Raw genomic sequence first — 16,146 nt, forward strand, 5'->3', positions numbered from 1 at the left:
AGCCCCTCAGATGTCGGTCCGGCCAGGGAAAGTTGCCTTTTTTCGTGCTTCGGCGCACTGCGCTCTGGCTGTAAGCTCGTCCGCGTCGTTCTTCGGTATCGCCCAGCCTTGCAGGTTGTCTTCAACCAGCTGCACCAAGGCTTCGATGTGACCGGGTGTTGCATTCAGGCATGGAATATAGCCAAAGGCTTCGCCTCCGGATTCGATAAAGTATTCCCGGTTTTCTTCGTTGATTTCCTCAATGGTTTCAAGGCAGTCTGAAGAAAAACCAGGGCAGAACACATCGATGGACTTTACGCCGTCACCGGGCAAAGACTTCAAGGTTTTGTCCGTGTAGGGCTGCAACCATTCCTCTCGGCCAAAGCGAGACTGGAAGGTGGTCATATAGTCGTCTGGTCCAAGCCCGAGGCGTTCTGCCAGGAGCCTTGATGTCTTGTGGCACTCGCAATGGTAGGGGTCACCTTTCAACAGATATTTTAGTGGGACACCGTGATAGGAAAGCACCAGTTTTTCATGACGACCGTGGTTGGCCCAGTGTGCTTCGATGTGCTGCGCCATAGCCTCGATGTAAGCCGGATAGTCATGGTAATGGGAGATAAACCGAAAATCAGGCAGCCAGCGGCGCTGGGCAAAGTCGTTTGAGATGGCGTCGAAGGTGGATGCGGTTGTGGAGGCGGAATAATGAGGGTACAAGGGCAAAACCAGTAACTTGCGAACGCCTTGATCCTGCATTTCATCCAGCACCCTTGCAATCGAGGGATTGCCGTAGCGCATGGCAAAGCCAACCACCACATTGCTTCCGTATTTGGCTTTGAGAGCCTCGCGAATGCCCTCCGCCTGTTTAGCGGTGTGAATGAGCAGTGGTGAGCCTTCGGGCTGCCAGACGCTGGCGTAGGCGGCAGCGCTCTTTTTGGGGCGAATTCTAAGAATAACGCCGTGCAGGATCAGCCACCAGATTGGGCGAGGCACTTCTACTACCCGTGGATCCCACAAAAATTCAGCCAGGTAGCGGCGCAGTGCCGATGGGGTTGGCGCATCGGGTGTGCCCAAGTTGGTGACCAGAATGCCCAGGCGTTCGGGCTGGCTATGGCTGAAGTTATCGGTTCCGTTGTAGGGCATGAAAACAATCCGGTGGTTGAGAGATTAGCGCTTGCTGGCTTGTTGCATAAGGCGCGGTATGAGCCCAGTGATGTCATAACCCGCCTGCTGGGCTTTAGACAGTATCTGTTGTGGTTCTTGCTCGCGGGCGCTGCTCAAGGACCATAATACGGTGCAGCGGGTACCTGAGCGGCAGAAGGCGAATACGGGCTTGGCGGCGTCGTGGATCATTGCACTAAAGTCGTCAACGTCAGCGTCGGTGATGTTGCCGGATTCTACGGGCAGGTATACCCAGGTCAGACCGTGCTCTGTTGCAGCGGCCTCGATATCGGCCATGGAGGGCTGCCCTGGTTCTTCCCGGTCTGGCCGGTTGGCAACCAGGGTTTTGAAACCCAGGCGCGCGATGTCTGCCACATCCTCGATACTGATCTGCGGGGCGACGGAAATACTGTCATCGATCTTTCTGATATCCACTGAGTGACTCCGATTAATTCAGGTGCCGGGCCCGCAGGCCCGGGCAAAGTGTAACCGCGACGTGTTAAACATGACGGCGTTTAGAGGCTCACGCGGCGGAAGCGGCCTTTTTGCGCTCGATGGCTTCAAAAAGAATCATACCCGCAACCATGGAGCCAACAAACACCACCGCCTTGAATTCTCCGGCGCCCAACGCGACCAGTCCCGGTCCTGGGCAGAACCCTGCGATGCCCCAGCCGATACCAAACATCAAACTACCAATCACCAGGCGCTTTTCAATCCGGTTATTGGTGGGCAGTTTCATCTCGAAACCAAGAAACGACAAGGTTCGCTTGCGAGCCAGCGCAAACGCAAACACGCCAACCAGGATGGCACCGCCCATGACAAAGGCAAGGGACGGGTCCCACAGGCCGGCGATGTCCAGAAAACCAAGCACTTTCTCGGGATTGGCCATGCCAGAAACGATCAGGCCAAAGCCAAACAGCAGGCCGGCGAATAAGGATGCAAGGGAATATTTCATGGTATCAGGCTCCGATCAGGTGGCGGATAACGAAGACGGAAACAAAGCCCGCCGCCATAAAACTCAATGTAGCGACCAAAGAGCGTAAAGACAGGCGAGATAAACCACAGACACCGTGGCCACTGGTGCAGCCCGAGGCATAGCGTGTGCCGATGCCCACCAGCAAACCGGCGATGATCAGGGCAGGGTAGCCAGCATTAATTTCAATAGGCGGCAGCTCTGCCATTAGCATCCATATTGCTGGAGCACCAATCAAACCCGCGAGGAAGGCCACGCGCCAGATGATATCGTGTTTTGTTGGGGTGAGCAGGCCGCCAAGAATGCCGCTTATCCCGGCTATACGACCGTTCAGTAAGAGAAAACTGGCGGCAGCCAGGCCAATGAGAATGCCGCCGGCCAAGGCGGTACCGGGAGTGAACTGACTCCATGCGATATCAATCATTTGCAGTCTCCATAGGATGTAACACGAGGAATAAGCTTATAAGCAGGTGTGATAATATCAAAAAAAGCCCGGCAAGGGATGCCGGGCAGAGGCGTGCGAGTAGTATCCATGAAAGACTTCCAGACAAACCGACATCAACGGGGATGCCGGTATCAGGAAGTATTGCCCATAATTTGGACAGTTCAAGTGAGAGCGGCTTTCGTTTGAAAACATTTTTTCATATACCATCAGCGTTTATACTGCGCCCTTTCCCTATGCGGTTTTCAGCGGGGTGATCAGGGGCACTGAAATCCCGGTGTGGCTGTAATATAATGGGAATCGAAGTTTCCCGCTTTGTTGCCAAGAGGTGTTCATGTCTGACAGCGACGATAAACAACCAGAGAATGATCCGCAATTGGCGGGTAAGATTAAAGACTCTGCCCGACAAATCTGGTTGGCCGGTCTTGGCGCTTTTACCAAGGCTGAGGAAGACACAGGCAAACTGTTTGATCGACTGGTTCAGGAAGGAGAGCAACTCGAATCCCGCACCCGCGGTGTGGTAGAGAAGCAGATTCGAACGGTTGAAGACCGGGTTGGCGAGGTTAAGGAACGGGCCACGGGAACCTGGGACCGGCTTGAACATATGTTCGACCAGCGTGTGTCTGGCGCCTTGAGGCGGTTGGGCATTCACCGGCGTGAAGAAATCGAATCCCTGGAGCATCGCATTGAAGCGCTTGAGAGTGAACTTGTTCGCTTGCGGGGTGATGCACCGATCCATGATGAAGAAGAGTAGCGTTTATAAATAGCTGCGACTGGTTAAGCGGATCTCTTGCTGCTCTTCTTCCGCCAGGTAAGGCAGAATCAAGTGCAACATCTGGTACACGCCCTTTCCCGGATCGACCGAATTCCGGTCATCGAGATGGGATAACGTATCAAAGCTGCTCCAGTAACACGCGGTGAGGGTGAGCTGTTCGCACAGTGATCGCAGTTCGTCTTCGCTGATGGCCATCAGACCCTGATGCCTGAAACTTTCACATAAAACCATGAACGCCGTTTTCTTCTTTTTCAGAAGACGACGGAAGCGCACTTGCAATTGACTGTGCCGGGAGAGCACGTTAACCAAATCCTGGTACATAAAGCGGTAGCGCGCTACCGCTTCAAACAACAGATGGAGAAAAAAGCTGAACTGGTCCAGTGAAATCTCTGCATCTTCGGGTACCGCCAACAAGTCCAGAAGTTCTGCTTCATAGCTTTCAAAAAGCTCGTCAACGATGTCGCTTTTGCTTTTGAAATGGTAGTAGAGGTTGCCCGGGCTGATGTCGAGTTCATCGGATATCAGCAGAGTGGTCACGTTGGGCTCGCCCAGACTGTTAAAAAGCTGAAGGCTGGTGCCGAGAATCCTGTCCCTGGTTTTAATTTTTTTCATCGTTGCCCGGCCAGTTGGTCAAAGATTAAAGCGAGCCCATACCGGGCAATGATCGGATGGCCTTTCCATGGCTCGGATATCGTAGCTCACCCCCGCCTCAGACGCGTTAGCCAGTAAACCTTCACTCGCCATGATGAGATCGATGCGCAAACCACGTTTTGGTTCACGCTCAAAGCCTTTGCTACGGTAGTCAAACCAACTGTAGGTGTTGTCGTCGTCCGGATAGAGGTGGCGAAAAACATCGGTGTAGCCGCGTTGCTCTACCTGAGCAAGCCATTCCCGCTCTTCCGGCAAAAAACTGCACTTACCGCTGCGCAGCCATCGTTTGGCATTATCAGCTCCGATGCCAATGTCCTTATCGGTGGGGGAGATGTTCATGTCTCCCATAAGCACGACGTGACCTGGCTGTTCGGACAGCTCGTCCAGGTAGCTGATAAGGTCTTGATAGAATTTCTGTTTGGCCGGAAACTTCACTGGGTGGTCTCGGCTTTCGCCTTGAGGAAAGTAGCCATTGATCACGGTCAGGGGTTCACCATTGACTGTAAACTGCCCGGTGATCAGGCGCCGCTGGGCGTTTTCATCATCCGTTGCGTAGCCTTTGCAAACGTAGTCCGGCTTGGCTCTGGATAGCAGGGCAACGCCGTAGTGGGTTTTCTGGCCATGGAAATGCACGTGGTAGCCGAGCTCTCGTATGGCGTCTACAGGGAAGTCTTCGTCAGTGACTTTGGTTTCCTGGAGCCCGATGATATCCGGATTCAGTTGATCGATAACGGCTTCAAGCTGGTGCAGTCGGGTGCGAATACTGTTGACGTTAAACGACACGAACATCATGGGGGCAGGGTCTCCGGATCAATGTGTTCCGGAGTTTAACACACAGTAGCGAAGGTACGGTTTGGCAGCTTTGCCAAATTTACGGTGTCAGCACACAATCTGGGTAGCGGGATACATCATAGCGAATGTGAGCGATGTAGTTGTCATCGGCGTTTTTGCGAATGTTGGTCAGGCCCAGGTACTCGGTTAGCGCACCTTCCCGGTTATAACCAAGCACAATCGGATCTACCAGAAATCTCAGAACCAGGCTCGTAGGACGTATCCGGACCACCACATCGGAACCGATCTGACTATTTGATGTTGGCTCCAACACAAACCCATAGTGTTCGCCTCTTGTCGGGGCAAGAAAACGGAATTCTACAGATTCGCCCTGTTTTACCTTGTTCCAGTTGGCCCTCACGAGGTGGTCAAAGCCGGCGTCTACAACGAGGCGGTCATCGAAAGAAACCTTGTGAGACTCCGTTTTACCCGCTGGGCTTTGCCATTGAACCTTGAGCTGCTCTGGCCCTTGATAAGAGATGTTCAGGTGTTCATCGTAATCCGGTTGGCTGAAATCAACGGTGGGGCGCAAAGCGCCATCTTCATAGCGCAGGGCTTTGCTCGCAAAAGTGCTGCTATCCTGGTTTGCTCGGTAGTCTACGCTGTGTGTAATGGGCTGGAACACACCCTCAGCACAATGGCCTTCCACCCTGTGAGATTCCAGGTACAGCAGGTTGCCTCTGTCGTCCTTGGCGGTACCGGTGAACTCAAACGGACTTCCGAATACCATCGGAGCACTCAAGAGGACCAGTAATGCGCTCAGGGAGACTGACGGTCGAATCATGACTGTAACTCCGAGTACAGGCTATTGCGGATGAATAGCAGCAGAGGAAAAAGTACCAGCCATCCCACGGCCATGGCCGCTAGAGACACGCTGAGATTGGGTAAGGTGACGATGCCGAGCTTGCTGGCGGACCAGTATGCAAAAGGGCCGGCTATTGGTGCAAAGACATAGGGCAGCCATTTACGCTGCCCCATCCACCCCAGAGAGTGACAAATGGTGGTCATGAAGATCGCCCAGATCGCAACCAGCCACGGCGGTGCAACGAGGACGCTATCAACACCGGAAATGCCAAGCACGCCTGTCTGAAACCAGAGGGTGTCCATAAGGCTACCGAGCACGACGCCAAAGCCGATAAACTGCAGCTCTACAAAGCGCTTTTGGCTTACCAGCGCAAAATGAAGTGCTAAAAACACCAACACCAACCCTGCCGCCGCCAAACCGGGGGCTAGCACGCAAGTCAGCCAGCCGATCTGGAACAGAACAAAATTGATGACGTTGCGGCCGGTCTCTGAGGCGATCATAGGCTGAGGATATTGGTACGTTTGTTAGCGGGTTTGGCCATCACAAGATGGGCCACACCGATGGCACGCTCGCTGAAGCCCGCCTCGCAATAGGCAAAGTAGAAATGCCACAGGCGCTGGAAAGCGTCGTCGTAGCCTTGCTTGGCCAAGGTGTCGCGGTTTGCCATGAACCGATCGCACCAGTCTCTGAGCGTTCGAGCATAATGGAAGCCGAAATCTTCTGCGTGCGTCAGAACTAGGTCGGATTCCCGACGCATTGAGGTGAGTATGGCACCAAAGGAGGGAATAAAACTCCCCGGGAAAATAAAGCGCTGAATGAAATCTACGTTCTTCAAAGCACGGTCATAACGCTGTTCTGGCATATTGATGGCCTGGATCAGCGCCAGTCCATCGGGTTTGAGAAGTTTACTGATCTGTGACAGATAGCTGTCCAGAAACTGAGGCCCGACCGCTTCGATCATTTCGATGGAAACCAACTTGTCGAACTGCCCCTCAAGATCGCGGTAGTCATCAAATAACAGTGTAATCTGATCCTCAAGACCTTCCGACTGGACTCGTGCTCTGGCCAGTTCCAGTTGCTCTTTAGAGATGGTGGTGGTGGTTACATGGCAACCGTAGTATTTCGCAGCATGAATGGCAAAGCCGCCCCAGCCCGTGCCGATTTCGACCACCCGATCTTCGGGTTTCAGATCCAACTTCTTGCAAATGGTGTCGAGCTTGTGGATGGCAGCTTCGTTAAGATCTGCGTCTTCTCGCGGATAAATCGCAGACGAGTACATCATGGTTGGATCCAGAAACAACTCGAACAGATCATTGCCCAGATCATAGTGGGCACTGATGTTCTTGCGGGAGCCTTCTGGTGTGTTTCGATTCAGCCAGTGCAGAGCCTTCAGGGCGGGTTTACTGACCCAACTGAATTTGTCTTCGAACGCGTTCATTGTCTCGATATTACGGGTAAAAAATCTCAGCAGAGCGGTCAGGTCGGGAGAGCTCCAATCGCCAGCCACGTAAGATTCTGCTGCGCCAACACTGCCGCCGGTTACCAGATCACGCCAGGTAGTGTGGTCGTGAATAATCAATTCTGCGGCGGGGAAAGCCGGATTGTCATCGCCGAAGACCAAATCTTCAAAACCCGCCTCACGAACCACGAGCCTGCCGTGACCCAGCAAGGACAGCTGGTGGCAAACCAGGCGTCGCGACACGCGACTGAGCGCCGGAATAGTCGAGCCACTGGCGGTTTGGTGGTCAGTGGACGTGTTCAGGTTCTCCATGAGCTTACCCTGCCTTCAAGTTCTGAATGTTCGTGAGTCGATGCCGGTGATTCGGTAATATCTACACCTTGATCTTCCGCCCCCTTGCGATACCCACGGCTGCTTTCAACGAGTTTGTCCGGGTTGGTATAGAAGGGCGCGCCTTTAATCTTCAGTTTTAGCGCATTCCAGTAAATGCCGGCTGTACCCTTGATGGTTTCCAGCGGAAACCGTCTCAGGCCTCTATGTAAAGTTTTACGGTCAAAGGGTATGCGTTGGACTACCAGAGTGGCATCAAAATGTTTTTGTTGGCCCTGCTCAACATTCATGTGGATTCTCAACTGGGGCCCCCGGAAGCTGAACAGCCATTGATAGTGCTGATTCATTCCGTTGAAGGGAGAGACATGAAACCGCTTACTGAAGGCAAACCGTTCGGTGTGCCAGTGGTCAGGATCTGTCACTTTCGATCGACGGGTTTCCAGACAATAGACGTGGCGCTGCTTCCAGGGTGTGTTGGTGATTTGAGCAAGGATAACGCGCGGAACATCGCCATATTGCGGGCTCTGGCCCGGCTCGTAGCACAGATAGAAACTCACCGGATTAAACACGTAGCCAAGATAACGGGGATGAGTGATCAACTCGATGGGACCTTCCGGCGCCCAGCCTGTCGCACTTTTTACCCGGTTGTAGACCGCTTGGCGAAGGCTTGGTACTTCTGGATCAAGGTAATCCTTTCGGTACAGAGACATCCAGTTGAAGCGTTCGAGTGAGAAGAATGGGCTGGACCGGGTAATAGAAGACCACTCATCCAGATCCAGTGCTAACATGCCAATCTTGTAACTAAAGTCATGTAAAACCGGGATCTTGCGACGATGTCTTATAGTGCCTTCTAACCAGTCAGTTGCCATGATCAGAGTTCCACACCAAAGGCCTTGGTGACTCGCAACGCACTTCGCACGCCATCTTCATGAAATCCGTTAAACCAATACGCGCCGCAGAAGTGGGTCCGGTTACGATTGCCGATCTCGTCGTATCGCCCCTGCGCGGCGACGGCTGCCAGGGTAAACACCGGGTGATCATATTCAAACCGTTTGATGACTTTGTCGGGGGCAATGTCGTGGCTGCGGTTCAGGGTGACGCAGAAGGTCTCCGGGGCGTCATGGAAGTTCTGCAGAACGTTCATGTTGTAAGTAACCGATACTGGTTGGGTGCTGTGCTCAGGAATCATGTAGTTCCAGGCTGCCCAGGCCAGTTTGTTGGAAGGCAGCACGCTGGCGTCGGTGTGCAGTACCACGTCGTTTTTCTGGTATGGAATAGCCCCCAGAATCTGCAGTTCCTGATCAGTCGGGTCACTTAACATGGCAAGCGCCTGGTCGCTGTGACAGGCCAGAATAACCTGATCAAACTGGTGTGTTTGGTCATTGACGGTCAGGCTTACGCCGTCCTTGCTGCGTTTAATGCCGGTAACCGGGCTATTCAGGTGCGTACGCTCACCCAGGCGTTCCATCATACGAGTGACGTAACTGGCAGACCCGCCCGAGATCACTCTCCAGGTTGGGCGGTCATCCACAGACAGCATGCCGTGGTTATTGAAGAACTGAAGGAAAAACCGTATCGGAAATTGCTCAAGGATGATTTCTGGAGCAGACCAGATCGCGGCGCCCATCGGTACAATGTAATTGTTTCTAAAGTAGCGGCTGTAGCGGTTACGGTTCAAGTATTCGCCCAGGGTTTCACCTTCCGGGATCTGACCACTGGCCAGATCTGTGCGACTTTCTTTGTTGAAGCGAAGAATCTCACGGATCATTTTCAGAAAACCGACGTTAAGCAGATTCTTGCGCTGGGCAAACAGCGTGTTAAGGCTGGTTCCATTGTACTGAAGACCAGACGAGTGGCAGTCCACACTGAAACTCATGCTGCTGACTTCAGAAGGCACGCCAAGTCGATCCATCAGCTTGATAAAGTTCGGGTAAGTCCAGTCGTTGTAGACTATGAAACCGGTGTTTACCGGCCAGGTGCGGCCTCCAGCATCAACTTTTTCTGTATTGGTATGGCCGCCCGCGTAATCGCCTGCCTCAAAAACATGCACGTCATGGTGTTCGCTCAACAGCCATGCCGCTGTCAATCCGGAGACGCCGGCGCCAATCACAGCAATACGCTGACGATTCGGGTTCATGCAATTCTTTCCTGTATCTGGAGAGTTCGGTTTACGAGTTTTCGTTACGTGCCATGGAGGCCGCCATGCGATCAATAAGAGCTTGGGGCAGTGCCCCCAGGGCCTTTAGCGTCCAGGTAAAACGCCGGGGGAACGCGATTTCAGACTTACCTTTCTCCAGGCCTGTTCGGATTCGTGTTGCTGCGTCTTCCGAACTGATGATGAACGGCATTGGGAAATCATTGCGGTCGGTCAGAGGGGTTTTTACAAAGCCCGGAGAGACCACTACCACATCAATGCCTTCAGCGGCCAAGTCTGCTCGTAAGGCCTGGGCAAAATAGGTCAGGGCGGCTTTAGATGCACCGTAGCCCTCAGCCCGTGCAAACGGGAACCACCAGGCGGAAGAGCTGACGATCACCAGAGTTGCAGGCTTGCCTTTGGCCCGGGTGGCGCGCAGTGCCGGTAACGCAATATCGAGGCTGCGGGCGGTTCCAACCACGTTGGTGACCATGTTGGCCTCAATAATCTGACTATCATAGTTAGCGACATCAAGGTATTCGCAGGTGCCGGCGTTAAGAATGGCCATATCGAGGTCGCCAAAGTGATTCAGCGTACCTTTTATGCTTTCAAGATCGGCGTTACTGGTGGTGTCTGCGGCTGCCGACACCATCTTGCCAGGGTAATGAGAGGCCAGAGTTTCCAGCGCTTCAAGTCTACGGCCAGTAACGATCACGTTGTGACCATGTTTAGCCAGATCATGAGCGACGGCTTCGCCAATGCCCGAAGACGCCCCGGTTAGCCATATGTTGCTACTACGAGAAAGGCGTTTGCTCATCCAGCCTGCTCCTTAACCCAGCGAATGACACCACCCACCACCGGCAGGTTTTCATACAGAAGCTGGCCTGCGTCGAAATAGTCGCGGTGATAGCGAACTCGTCCATCACGGATTTCCAGATGGCTAATTCCTTCTACCTCTACTGTTTTACCGCCTTTGATCCGTTTATGCTGCAATTCCATTACCCAGGGAATGGTGCACCAACCGCGCTGAACCACGGAAGAACCAAACCGAAACTGGCATCGGATTACATTGCCGTAGGCACCTGCAAAATAGTGTGTTAGCTCATCCAGCCCATTAACCTCTCCAAATGGATCCCGAAACTGGATGTCTTCTCCATAAACTTCTTGAAGCTTGCTCAGATTGCCTTTGTCCAATTGATTGAACAGACTGCAGAACCTCTCCAACACCAATGGAAGTGTTGAGTCGGATGTACCGATGTCAATGATAGAGGCGGTTGTCATTGGCGCTTCCTCCTCAGGTTGTCCAACTCGCGGGTTTCTTGCTGAATGTGAGCGGGTATCGGGTTCAGATCCCAGACGATGCCCAGTTTTGATAGCACCCAAAGCCCATACCAGGTGAGGTCTATTTCGTACCATCGAAAGCCTTGTCTAACAGACTGCGGCCAACGATGATGGTTGTTATGCCAGCCTTCGCCGAGCGTAATCAAGGCCAGCCAAACGTTATTTCGGCTATCATCGTCGGTATCAAAGCGACGTTTGCCCCAAACGTGAGACAGGGAATTGATCGAAACCGTGGCATGGAACAAAAATACCGTCGAAATGAAGAAGCCCCAGACCAGTAACTGAAAACCATTGGTTTCCAATCCGGGTGCCCATGCGGCCAGAGCTTCGCCGATTGCGTAAATGAGTACTGCAAAGGCGGCCGGAACCAGTGAGTCAAACCGGTTGATGAAGCGCAACTCAGGGAATTTCAGCCAGTCACGTATCCGCCGTTGATCCATGGCAAAGCCTGCATCGCAGGTAAACCATCCTGCGTGAGACCACCAGAAGCCACCTTGATGGGGGGAGTGGAGGTCTTCTGGATCATCCGAGTGTTGGTGATGGTGCCTGTGATGAGCGGCCCACCAAAGCGGACCTCGCTGAGCCGCGCTTGCGCCAAGAACCGCAAAGAAGAACTGAGCTTTACGGCCGGTTTTAAATGTTTTATGGGAGAAGTACCGGTGATAAAACCCGGTTATTGAAAACATCCGGATCACAAAAAAAACGATCGCAAATACGACGGCGAAGGTACTTACGCCGGTAAAGAAAGCTAACAGACAGGCAAGGTGTAGCGCGATAAACGGCAAAACCCTAACCACGTTGAACGACCTGGAACTGGTGTCCAGGTGATCTGTTCCGGCTTCGGAATCGAACCATCTCAGAATGTTTGTTAACCAGTAATTCATTTGGGCCATATAAAACCATGCTTAAAGTGACATCAGACATCACATCAATACGCAATGTCGCGGTTATCGGTTCAGGTCTGGCGGGCCTTTCGTCAGCCATTATTCTTGGCCAGATGGGCCATAATGTCAGGGTGTTTGAAAAAAGTCGCGGTCCTGGCGGCCGAATGTCGTCGAAACGGGTCAGCGATGGGTCTGCTGACATCGGAGCGCAATATTTCACCGTCCGAAACCCGAACTTTCTCACCTTCTTACACCAGTACGCTGGTGCTTCCACGTTTGATACGTGGTCAGCCCGGTTTGGGTTTCAAGATTCGGATAACATCTGGCAGCCGTTCCCGCAAGAGAACCGGTACGTGGGTGTTCCTCGGATGACCGCAATCACCCGTGCGCTCTCAGCCGGCATAGATTTGGTATCGGAAGTCCGTATCGAACGCCTGGTGCAAGCCGGTGAGCAGTGGCGGTTGGAATGCACAGAAGGGAAGAGCCACGGGCTGTTCGATCAGGTGGTGATAACTGCGCCACCGGCACAAGCTCAGGACATTTTGATGGGCAGCGGGTTGGCTGAACTGGCTGCAAAACTGGTATCGCCTGTCGAGCAGATTTTACCGTGCTGGGCGGTTGCTGCCCATTTTGCGCAACCGCCAACCGACCGATTTGACGCCATGCGACCAAATTCCGACACGCTCTACTGGGTGGCCAACAATTCTTCCAAACCGGGCCGTGACGGTTCTGGTCAGTGGTGGGTGCTGCATGCCACCCCGGAGTGGACAAAGGCTAATGTTGAAACAGCACCGGATGAGGTGTGCGCCGAATTGTTGAGGGAGTTCCGGTCTTTGACGGACCACACCGGTGACCCGACCGAAACTGTCGCACACCGTTGGCTGTATGCACGCTCGGCAGACGCTGACAATCCCGGCTACCTGCTGGATCAGAAAAAGCGCATTGGATTGGCCGGGGACTGGCTGGCGGGTGGTCGGGTTGAGGGCGCTTGGGAGAGCGCCACCAAACTGGCGGCAGCCATGCAGTCTTAACTGCCTCCCGAATCAGAGTCTATTCTGACAGGTCTGAGGGCGCCGATTTGGTGTTCTCAGGCCGGCTATAGAAATGCGTAATGGTGCCATCGCCGAATTTTGAGAAAAACGCACTGACCTCGGTGATTTTTCGCAGAGAGCGTTCCCGGCTAACCGGATTTCTGACCAGTACCTTGATGCCGTTAAAATTATCCTGAATGTTCGAAAAACGCGCACGCATGGAGCAGGTCACCACATTGTGCGGAATCAGTTTAAGTTGATCGGCAAGCCACTGGCTGTGCTCGTCTATCCTTTGTCGATCGAGGTTTTCTCGGGTATCCAGGTGGTCTAGTTTAATTCGGTTTACGATGCAGAATGAGTAGCTCTGGGGTTGCCGTCTCGCCACTTTTCGGAAGGCTTCCCAAAAGAAGTTGTCCGTCAACTCAGCAAAAAACTCCATATTACTCAGACAGGTATCGATCCAGTCGAAACTTTCCGGATCTTCCAGAACCTCATTGATGGCCTCTCGCAAAAGCCAATCAAAGCCGAGAGCCGTTTTGTGGGCATACACTTTCCGGTACATCTGGTATCGGCTGTACACAAAGTCTTCCAATGCGCCCAGCCCCTTTTGAGTAATGGCGAGGCCCATCCAGGGCTCAGAAACTTCCCAGCCAAAACGCAGGTTGCTCAGAAGGTGGTCCAGGTTGAAGCCGCCGATGGTCACGGAGCTGTGGAAACCGTCTCGAAGCATATAATCGGCCCGATCTGCGTCTATCTCACCGGATACGATGGAGGCGAGCAGCCCCATAACCAGGCCGGGCACATCCTGTTCGGCGATGGTGCCTGCAACAGCATCATCACCGGCAATAAATTCCCAGAAGGTCCGGGAGTGACGACAAAAGGTTTCGCTGGGTGTTACCCGAGTGGTTTCCATAATGCCGATAACATCAACGGCGTTCAGGCCAGCACTGTCCAGATCGACCGATGACAACACTTCGTGGGCAACCCGCACTGAATAGTGCTCGTGTTCGAGTTCATCGGGCTCTTGAGAATGGTAGTGACCGTAATCAACGCCGGCCCACAGATCCCGAAAACGCCCCGGCCGCGACATCAGTTCCCGAATGCGCCGGGCCTGAGTGAACTGGTGTGAAAAGCTGGAGTGACCGCTGTCGTGCAGCAGGCAGCTGAGACGAATGGTCTTAGCCAGGTAATCAATAGCGTCGAGCTGACTCAGACTCAGGTCTGTGCGCTCGCTAAGTTGCCGTTCGCGCAAATACGCATCGATCATGGAGCGGAACATTCTGGTGCCAACGTGCATCACTCCAATGCTGTGAAGGAAGCGAGAGTGTGTTGCGCCGGGAAACACCAGGCTCAGAATATCGTTCTGGCAGATGTTCCGAAGCCGCTGGAACAGAGGGTGGTCAATCACCTGGATTTCGTGGCGGTAAAGTGGAATGCCACCGTGCACGGGGTCCATGATGAGCTTGTCATAAGCACCAAGCAGATCGTTGACGGCACGTCTCATGGTTACAAATCTCCGAATTTGGTGATACTGGCCTTGTTATATCACAGCGGCATGCCAGAATAGGCTTTATGAAGCCAATTTCTCTTTTATCGCTGGTAGGTTAAGGCAATCAACATGACCTCGCGCACCGAGCGCATACTGATTATCGATGCCAACGAACAGGCTCGTACCGAGTTGTCTCGCTACCTCGAAGCGAGAGGCTTCTATGTGACCGGTTTTCCGGACGTGAGCTCCGCTCGCGGTCTGTTTGATGGGAACACCCCAGACGTCATCTTTGCAGATCTCCCTCCCGATGCCATTGGTGAATTATCCAGGCGGTTGGATGAGACGGAAAACTTTACGCCGATTGTCTTCTGCACCAACAGTGAATCCAGCTTGGAGATTGTACGGGCGCTCAGGGCAGGTGCTGCGGACGTAGTGCTAAAGCCCTGCAACGATGACAAAGGGGCTTTGGACGACGTTATCGGCAAATTGTTTGACCGGGTCAGGGTCAGCCGTTTGAACCAGTTGTACCGCCAGGAGCTGGAAGATGCCAACAGGGATCTCAGAGCAGGTATTACTGAACTCAGGGCAGACCAGAACGCCGGCCGTAAGGTGCAGTTGAAAATGCTGCCCGACCATGAGCTGCATCTGTCCGGGTTGCAGGTGGATCATCTGATCAAACCGTCTCTGTACCTCAGTGGTGATTTTCTCGATTACTTCCGCATTACGGAAGACAAAGTACTGGTCTATATCGCCGATGTGTCCGGGCATGGGGCGAGTTCAGCGTTTGTGACGGTGTTGCTGAAAAACCTGACTAATCGTCTGCAGCGAAACATGCGGCGGCAGTCCAGCGATGACATTTTGCACCCGGAGCGGTTTCTGGAGCGGATCAATTCTGAGCTACTGGATACCGGTCTGGGCAAACACGTCACGGTGTTTGTTGGCATTTTTTCGATTTCAACACGCGTGCTCAGTTACGCCGTTGGGGCGCATTTTCCGATGCCTATCCTGTCGTTTGAGGGCGGAGAAACACGATTTTTGGAGGGCAGCGGGCTGCCCGTGGGGCTTTTTGAGACCCCTGAATGGGAGGTTTACCAGGTTCCACTGGACCGGCCCTTCCGGCTTTTGCTGTTCTCTGACGGCATATTGGAAGTGATTCCGGCCAAATCTCTGGACGAAAAGGAGAAGACACTACTTGAACTCGTTTCAGGAGGTAGTCACACTATCGCATCGCTGAGTGACGCCTTGGGTCTTGGTAAGATCTCGGAGCTCCCGGACGATATCGCGATAGTATCGGTAACTGATACCATTATTGGTACAGACAACACGTCGTCGACGTAGTGGCAGTGTGAAAATGGCTGGTTATAAAATCCTGCAAGCTGATCAGCAGGGAATCTATGTCCTGAAGTTTATTGGAGAGATCCGGCTGAACTTATGTTCGACGCTGGACAATCTGGTTGAGTCCATTACCCAGGACCCTCAGTTCAAAACTGTGGTTATTGACCTGACAGAGACTGAAATCATCGATAGCACGACTCTGGGGCTGTTGGCCAAGATTGCCCTGGCGGCAGAGAAGCAGGCTCGGTTCCTGCCCACTCTGATTTCCACCAATCCTGATGTGACCCGCATTATTACATCTATGGGCTTCGACAAAATCTTTATCATTGTCCGGGAGCCCGCTTCCCGAATTGAAGAACTCGAAGAAATTCCTGTTTTGAAAGCCAGCGAGCAGCAGGTCAGAGACAAAGTGCTGGATGCTCATAAAGTATTAATGGGCATGAACAGCAGAAACAGGGAAGAATTCAAGAATCTGGTGCGAGCTCTGGAGTGCGAAGAACCGAGCTGACATGCCAGAGTCCTCGCCCCG

At 53.2% G+C, this 16,146-nt stretch carries 19 protein-coding genes and 1 pseudogene; 5 read left to right on the top strand and 15 right to left on the bottom strand.

Annotated elements, in window-relative coordinates; translation table 11 throughout:
* Positions 1 to 6: 6 nt before the first annotated feature.
* The 4 genes from hemH to IBX51_RS01790 all read right to left on the bottom strand — a co-directional run bounded on the left by hemH (position 7) and on the right by IBX51_RS01790 (position 2,534).
* A complete protein-coding gene (gene hemH, locus IBX51_RS01775; RefSeq protein ID WP_291828075.1) occupies positions 7 to 1,119 on the bottom strand; it encodes a ferrochelatase in 1,113 nt (370 codons plus the stop codon).
* Positions 1,120 to 1,143: 24 nt separating this feature from the next.
* The gene (locus IBX51_RS01780) at positions 1,144 to 1,572 is read right to left on the bottom strand and encodes a TIGR01244 family sulfur transferase (RefSeq protein WP_291828077.1); all 429 of its coding nucleotides are present in this window, start codon (positions 1,570 to 1,572) and stop codon (positions 1,144 to 1,146) included.
* Positions 1,573 to 1,660: 88 nt separating this feature from the next.
* Complete coding sequence (locus IBX51_RS01785) at positions 1,661 to 2,092, bottom strand: DUF6691 family protein (RefSeq protein WP_291828080.1); 432 nt, start codon at positions 2,090 to 2,092, stop codon at positions 1,661 to 1,663.
* Between the two features lie 4 nt (positions 2,093 to 2,096).
* Positions 2,097 to 2,534, bottom strand: a complete 438-nt coding sequence (locus IBX51_RS01790) for a YeeE/YedE family protein (protein WP_291828082.1) — start codon at positions 2,532 to 2,534, stop codon at positions 2,097 to 2,099.
* A 352-nt stretch (positions 2,535 to 2,886) separates the two neighbouring features.
* On the opposite strand from IBX51_RS01790, the gene IBX51_RS01795 reads away from it, so the two are divergent.
* Positions 2,887 to 3,306, top strand: a complete 420-nt coding sequence (locus IBX51_RS01795) for a phasin family protein (protein WP_291828084.1) — start codon at positions 2,887 to 2,889, stop codon at positions 3,304 to 3,306.
* 3 nt (positions 3,307 to 3,309) lie between these two features.
* Here IBX51_RS01795 and IBX51_RS01800 read toward each other — a convergent pair whose 3' ends face one another.
* From IBX51_RS01800 to IBX51_RS01845, 10 genes are all read right to left on the bottom strand, one after another.
* The gene (locus IBX51_RS01800; RefSeq protein WP_291828086.1) at positions 3,310 to 3,939 is read right to left on the bottom strand and encodes a TetR/AcrR family transcriptional regulator; all 630 of its coding nucleotides are present in this window, start codon (positions 3,937 to 3,939) and stop codon (positions 3,310 to 3,312) included.
* Positions 3,940 to 3,957: 18 nt separating this feature from the next.
* On the bottom strand, positions 3,958 to 4,770 hold the full coding sequence (gene xthA, locus IBX51_RS01805) for an exodeoxyribonuclease III (protein WP_291828088.1): 813 nt from the start codon (positions 4,768 to 4,770) through the stop codon (positions 3,958 to 3,960).
* A gap of 79 nt (positions 4,771 to 4,849) precedes the next feature.
* Positions 4,850 to 5,593: a hypothetical protein gene (locus tag IBX51_RS01810; RefSeq protein ID WP_291828091.1), complete on the bottom strand. Its 744-nt coding sequence runs from the start codon at positions 5,591 to 5,593 to the stop codon at positions 4,850 to 4,852.
* Complete coding sequence (locus IBX51_RS01815; RefSeq protein WP_291828093.1) at positions 5,590 to 6,114, bottom strand: DUF2878 domain-containing protein; 525 nt, start codon at positions 6,112 to 6,114, stop codon at positions 5,590 to 5,592. The genes IBX51_RS01810 and IBX51_RS01815 overlap by 4 nt, the downstream gene beginning before the upstream one ends.
* Positions 6,111 to 7,385, bottom strand: coding sequence for a cyclopropane-fatty-acyl-phospholipid synthase family protein (locus IBX51_RS01820; protein WP_291828094.1), 1,275 nt, complete (start codon positions 7,383 to 7,385; stop codon positions 6,111 to 6,113). The genes IBX51_RS01815 and IBX51_RS01820 overlap by 4 nt, the downstream gene beginning before the upstream one ends.
* Positions 7,373 to 8,272, bottom strand: coding sequence for a DUF1365 domain-containing protein (locus IBX51_RS01825; RefSeq protein WP_291828096.1), 900 nt, complete (start codon positions 8,270 to 8,272; stop codon positions 7,373 to 7,375). Before IBX51_RS01825 ends, IBX51_RS01820 begins: the two co-directional genes overlap by 13 nt.
* Before the next feature lie 2 nt (positions 8,273 to 8,274).
* Positions 8,275 to 9,540, bottom strand: a complete 1,266-nt coding sequence (locus IBX51_RS01830; RefSeq protein WP_291828099.1) for an NAD(P)/FAD-dependent oxidoreductase — start codon at positions 9,538 to 9,540, stop codon at positions 8,275 to 8,277.
* Between the two features lie 31 nt (positions 9,541 to 9,571).
* The gene (locus tag IBX51_RS01835; protein ID WP_291828100.1) at positions 9,572 to 10,354 is read right to left on the bottom strand and encodes an SDR family NAD(P)-dependent oxidoreductase; all 783 of its coding nucleotides are present in this window, start codon (positions 10,352 to 10,354) and stop codon (positions 9,572 to 9,574) included.
* On the bottom strand, positions 10,351 to 10,818 hold the full coding sequence (locus tag IBX51_RS01840) for a nuclear transport factor 2 family protein (protein ID WP_291828102.1): 468 nt from the start codon (positions 10,816 to 10,818) through the stop codon (positions 10,351 to 10,353). The genes IBX51_RS01835 and IBX51_RS01840 overlap by 4 nt, the downstream gene beginning before the upstream one ends.
* Positions 10,815 to 11,771 carry an acyl-CoA desaturase gene (locus IBX51_RS01845; protein WP_291828104.1) on the bottom strand — a complete coding sequence of 319 codons (957 nt, stop codon included), beginning with the start codon at positions 11,769 to 11,771 and terminating at the stop codon, positions 10,815 to 10,817. Before IBX51_RS01845 ends, IBX51_RS01840 begins: the two co-directional genes overlap by 4 nt.
* A gap of 8 nt (positions 11,772 to 11,779) precedes the next feature.
* Here IBX51_RS01845 and IBX51_RS15045 point away from each other — a divergent pair.
* Together IBX51_RS15045 and IBX51_RS01850 are read left to right on the top strand one after the other, a co-directional pair.
* Positions 11,780 to 12,025 (top strand): annotated as a pseudogene (locus IBX51_RS15045) (NAD(P)-binding protein); the annotation flags it as partial.
* Between the two features lie 105 nt (positions 12,026 to 12,130).
* Positions 12,131 to 12,793, top strand: coding sequence for an NAD(P)/FAD-dependent oxidoreductase (locus IBX51_RS01850; protein WP_367166331.1), 663 nt, complete (start codon positions 12,131 to 12,133; stop codon positions 12,791 to 12,793).
* A 19-nt stretch (positions 12,794 to 12,812) separates the two neighbouring features.
* Here IBX51_RS01850 and IBX51_RS01855 read toward each other — a convergent pair whose 3' ends face one another.
* Positions 12,813 to 14,297: a phosphohydrolase gene (locus IBX51_RS01855; RefSeq protein WP_291828127.1), complete on the bottom strand. Its 1,485-nt coding sequence runs from the start codon at positions 14,295 to 14,297 to the stop codon at positions 12,813 to 12,815.
* A 114-nt stretch (positions 14,298 to 14,411) separates the two neighbouring features.
* Here IBX51_RS01855 and IBX51_RS01860 point away from each other — a divergent pair, with 114 nt between their 5' ends.
* Both IBX51_RS01860 and IBX51_RS01865 read left to right on the top strand, forming a co-directional pair.
* Entirely contained in the window at positions 14,412 to 15,620 is a 1,209-nt protein-coding gene (locus tag IBX51_RS01860) for a SpoIIE family protein phosphatase (RefSeq protein ID WP_291828129.1), read from the top strand.
* A gap of 13 nt (positions 15,621 to 15,633) precedes the next feature.
* Complete coding sequence (locus IBX51_RS01865) at positions 15,634 to 16,125, top strand: STAS domain-containing protein (RefSeq protein ID WP_291828130.1); 492 nt, start codon at positions 15,634 to 15,636, stop codon at positions 16,123 to 16,125.
* Positions 16,126 to 16,146 lie beyond the last annotated feature (21 nt).

Origin of the sequence: Marinobacter sp., assembly GCF_014859525.1 — a bacterium.
GTDB lineage: Bacteria > Pseudomonadota > Gammaproteobacteria > Pseudomonadales > Oleiphilaceae > Marinobacter.

Excerpts from the sequence above, each read along its gene's own strand:
- IBX51_RS01800 (WP_291828086.1), bottom strand. The coding sequence starts at position 3,939 with ATGAAAAAAATTAAAACCAGGGACAGGATTCTCGGCACCAGCCTTCAG.
- xthA (WP_291828088.1), bottom strand. The coding sequence starts at position 4,770 with ATGATGTTCGTGTCGTTTAACGTCAACAGTATTCGCACCCGACTGCAC.
- hemH (WP_291828075.1), bottom strand. The coding sequence starts at position 1,119 with ATGCCCTACAACGGAACCGATAACTTCAGCCATAGCCAGCCCGAACGC.
- IBX51_RS01785 (WP_291828080.1), bottom strand. The coding sequence starts at position 2,092 with ATGAAATATTCCCTTGCATCCTTATTCGCCGGCCTGCTGTTTGGCTTT.
- IBX51_RS01860 (WP_291828129.1), top strand. The coding sequence starts at position 14,412 with ATGACCTCGCGCACCGAGCGCATACTGATTATCGATGCCAACGAACAG.
- IBX51_RS01830 (WP_291828099.1), bottom strand. The coding sequence starts at position 9,540 with ATGAACCCGAATCGTCAGCGTATTGCTGTGATTGGCGCCGGCGTCTCC.
- IBX51_RS01840 (WP_291828102.1), bottom strand. The coding sequence starts at position 10,818 with ATGACAACCGCCTCTATCATTGACATCGGTACATCCGACTCAACACTT.
- IBX51_RS01835 (WP_291828100.1), bottom strand. The coding sequence starts at position 10,354 with ATGAGCAAACGCCTTTCTCGTAGTAGCAACATATGGCTAACCGGGGCG.
- IBX51_RS01845 (WP_291828104.1), bottom strand. The coding sequence starts at position 11,771 with ATGGCCCAAATGAATTACTGGTTAACAAACATTCTGAGATGGTTCGAT.
- IBX51_RS01820 (WP_291828094.1), bottom strand. The coding sequence starts at position 7,385 with ATGGAGAACCTGAACACGTCCACTGACCACCAAACCGCCAGTGGCTCG.
- IBX51_RS01850 (WP_367166331.1), top strand. The coding sequence starts at position 12,131 with ATGACCGCAATCACCCGTGCGCTCTCAGCCGGCATAGATTTGGTATCG.
- IBX51_RS01790 (WP_291828082.1), bottom strand. The coding sequence starts at position 2,534 with ATGATTGATATCGCATGGAGTCAGTTCACTCCCGGTACCGCCTTGGCC.
- IBX51_RS01865 (WP_291828130.1), top strand. The coding sequence starts at position 15,634 with ATGGCTGGTTATAAAATCCTGCAAGCTGATCAGCAGGGAATCTATGTC.
- IBX51_RS01810 (WP_291828091.1), bottom strand. The coding sequence starts at position 5,593 with ATGATTCGACCGTCAGTCTCCCTGAGCGCATTACTGGTCCTCTTGAGT.
- IBX51_RS01815 (WP_291828093.1), bottom strand. The coding sequence starts at position 6,114 with ATGATCGCCTCAGAGACCGGCCGCAACGTCATCAATTTTGTTCTGTTC.
- IBX51_RS01855 (WP_291828127.1), bottom strand. The coding sequence starts at position 14,297 with ATGAGACGTGCCGTCAACGATCTGCTTGGTGCTTATGACAAGCTCATC.
- IBX51_RS01795 (WP_291828084.1), top strand. The coding sequence starts at position 2,887 with ATGTCTGACAGCGACGATAAACAACCAGAGAATGATCCGCAATTGGCG.
- IBX51_RS01825 (WP_291828096.1), bottom strand. The coding sequence starts at position 8,272 with ATGGCAACTGACTGGTTAGAAGGCACTATAAGACATCGTCGCAAGATC.